Here is a 2,928-nt window from a genome sequence, read left to right on the forward strand (position 1 = left end):
TAGACACTCAAGGAAATAAAGATACCTCCCTAGACATTAACCCAAGAACCCTAGGGACGAAATCCAAACAATTAACAAGATTCCATCAAGGGGAGAATTTAAACACCACCATCATCAGCACATCGATTGAACAATCGTTTCTAATTCGAGACCAAACCCAAGGACAGATTGATATTATTAACCTCAATCATAAGAACGACATTCAAAACATCTCTACCGATGAACTAAGACAGAACATCATTATTGTATTAAATCATGGCAATCACGATTTAAACCCGAACAACATTGAAAAAATCGTCGAGAACTTTAATGGCCGAGACATCCAATTCATGTCAAATGATAACCTTAAAGAGGACATCAAATCGTGCATTGATAAACTAGAGCGAGATAACAGTGCACATAACCTTGAATTAAGTGAGCCGCACACGTCTCATCAGGAGAGGGAATTAGACACCTTCAACTATAATGAGAAAACAGAACTCGACAGCCAATCATTCGACCACTTTGAGCCAAAAGAATATTCACCTCAACAAGAGATGGAATTTAATCAATCAGAGAAAGAGAGACATTGGGAAGACAGAGAAATCGACAGAGAGTTAGAGCGATAATAAGAGGGTAGCTGCTGCTACCCTTTTTTTTCGCCTGCAAGATAAGCATCCACTTTTTTATCCACATCAGCGGAAACCAAATTACGCATTTCTACTGCATCTTTTTTATTTTCATGGAACGCGACACCATCAAAACTTTGTGTGTGGGTTAAATTACCCGTCCCTTGGATCATCCTGATCCGTCGATACATCTCTTCCATCAACTCGCGGTTAGACGGCCGCTCATCTTCCTTATCGTTCAGTTTGATCCTCAATGCCAGCGTGAGAAGTTGCCTGACGGCTTCCGCATCACCTAACTTTTCTCTGTCTCTGAACACCTTAAAATCTTGCTCCAATTCACCCCGAATGTAACTCTGTACAGAAAAAGCTTTCGCCATAATCCCACCATCCTTTCTTAGATTTCCCTCTAAACAACACTTTACCTACATTACAATTAAATCACATGCTTGCAAAAAAGCTCACTATTTATCATTAAAAACATCGAGTTAATTGCTAATAAATCACTAGTACATCACTTCCACTTTAAACAAGCTCTCAGACCTTTCTCGAAAAGGGATTAAGTACAATTGATGCATTTATGATGTAAATCTACATTGGATTTCAGCGGCTAATTAGTTGAAATTTTGAAAATTTCCCCCCCAAAATATTCACTCTTCTATTTATATCATAAGTTATTGATTGTATTGTCTTTATGTTTAAAGCAGACAACCATTTAAATCGTTTTCGATTTAGCGTGGTGTGTGGTCACCAACTCAACTAACCAACAACTCAGAACGAATGATCTGAGTTCCTTAATCAAAGCGACGGGAAAAACTGACAGCGAAAGACAAAAGCCGACCAGGTGGCGAATGAATCTGACGAACGAGGGATGCGGGGATCTGGAAATTGAAGGAAGAAAGCGAGAGGAAAAGCCAAAGACATTGCACCGTTATGGTGCAAAGCCTTTTATTGAACGTTCATCTTAAAATAAACCGATTGGACTTTTTGGATGTATATTTTTCTGGCGTTCTCGGTGCGTTTTGAAAAACCCGCATTATAAGCGCCGACGCTGTTCCAGTTATAACCATGACTAGAAAAATTAGAACTTAATACCCACGCGCCAAGATGAACATTAAAACAAGGGTTATAGATGCTTGTTTCATTCACATTAAATTCGGATAGTCGATCAAACCAATGGGAATTAATTTGCATCAATCCAAAATCACGACTGATCACTTGACCGGTTTTGTTTTTATTTTCATTATACGCATTCGGTTTTAGGCTGCTCTCTACCGTTGCAATGGATTTTAAAAGCTGTGGATCGACATTATAAAATCTCCCTGCCTCATCAAAGCAAAAAGCCCAACCGAAACACGGCGATAGCAAAGAAAGGTAAAGTAATGGTTTCATCATAAAAAGCCACCTATCAGCCACAAACCCACAAAGTGACACCATGAAAAAGCAATAGAATCAAACATCGAGCAAATAGGCGTACTGTGGTACTGAGAGCGGTATTGGCGACCGCTTGCGGTCGAGCCTTTGGCTCAAATTCTTTTAGCGCGAGCGTTGAAGCGTTCGGACAAAAAAAATGCCTCTAGGATAAGAGGCATTTAAGAAAACATATTTGAATATTAAACGTTGATATGACTGCCAACCCAAAACGCGGCACCGGCTACCGTCGCAATCATAGCGAAGGCTGTTGCAATAATGAGATTTTTAAGGGAACTCACTTCATTACGAACTGTGTCGATTTTATCTGAAAGCTCATTACGAACTGTGTCGATTTTATCTGAAAGCTCATGACGAACCGCTTCGATCTTCTGATCGAGTTCTTTACGCGTATCATTTAACTGCTCTTGAGTGGCAGCATGAGCGGTTAGGTTGATCAGCTCTTCAACGCTTAATGTGACTTTGCTTGATTCAGACATAGTAGAAACCTTATTTAATTGCTTACAGTTTATAGCATTATGATGAGGAAGTCATTCACGCCAGAATAGGCGTAAATGAGAGACATGTTTCACTAATGGCTATATCCAACCACGCTCCACAAACGACACCACATCTTCAAAAGACACCACGAAATGATCGAGAACTCGAATATCAACCAAGGCTAACGCGTCGGTCAGTCGTCGAGTAATACGTCGATCGGCTTGACTGGGTGTGGCATCACCGCTGGGATGGTTATGATAAAAAATGACCGCGATTGCATTTGTGGCCAGTGACTCTTTGACCACTTCACGCGGGTAAACGGATGCGGTGTCAATGGTGCCGTTAAACATCTCTTTTGTGCGTAAAACTCGATGCTGACTATCAAGAAAGATCACCCCAAACACTTCGCTTT

General features: G+C 40.5%; 4 protein-coding genes and 1 pseudogene. 1 reads left to right on the top strand and 4 read right to left on the bottom strand.

The window, feature by feature from the left end:
* Positions 1–608: pseudogene (locus tag ACED59_RS24230) on the top strand (conjugative transfer relaxase/helicase TraI); the annotation flags it as partial.
* 17 nt (positions 609–625) lie between these two features.
* Here ACED59_RS24230 and ACED59_RS24235 read toward each other — a convergent pair.
* From ACED59_RS24235 to ACED59_RS24250, 4 genes are all read right to left on the bottom strand, one after another.
* Entirely contained in the window at positions 626–985 is a 360-nt protein-coding gene (locus tag ACED59_RS24235; protein ID WP_016800120.1) for a hypothetical protein, read from the bottom strand.
* Between the two features lie 568 nt (positions 986–1,553).
* Positions 1,554–1,997 (bottom strand): lytic transglycosylase domain-containing protein, encoded by a 444-nt coding sequence (locus ACED59_RS24240; RefSeq protein ID WP_029203697.1) that lies wholly within the window; start codon positions 1,995–1,997, stop codon positions 1,554–1,556.
* A gap of 221 nt (positions 1,998–2,218) precedes the next feature.
* Entirely contained in the window at positions 2,219–2,515 is a 297-nt protein-coding gene (locus ACED59_RS24245) for a hypothetical protein (RefSeq protein WP_016800122.1), read from the bottom strand.
* 99 nt (positions 2,516–2,614) lie between these two features.
* Positions 2,615–2,928 (bottom strand): JAB domain-containing protein (locus ACED59_RS24250; RefSeq protein ID WP_371731388.1); only part of this gene is annotated, 314 nt, incomplete at its 5' end.

Origin of the sequence: Vibrio sp. FF266 (assembly GCF_041439695.1) — a bacterium.
Lineage (GTDB): Bacteria > Pseudomonadota > Gammaproteobacteria > Enterobacterales > Vibrionaceae > Vibrio > Vibrio tasmaniensis_A.

Excerpts from the sequence above, each read along its gene's own strand:
- ACED59_RS24235 (WP_016800120.1), bottom strand. The coding sequence starts at position 985 with ATGGCGAAAGCTTTTTCTGTACAGAGTTACATTCGGGGTGAATTGGAG.
- ACED59_RS24245 (WP_016800122.1), bottom strand. The coding sequence starts at position 2,515 with ATGTCTGAATCAAGCAAAGTCACATTAAGCGTTGAAGAGCTGATCAAC.
- ACED59_RS24240 (WP_029203697.1), bottom strand. The coding sequence starts at position 1,997 with ATGAAACCATTACTTTACCTTTCTTTGCTATCGCCGTGTTTCGGTTGG.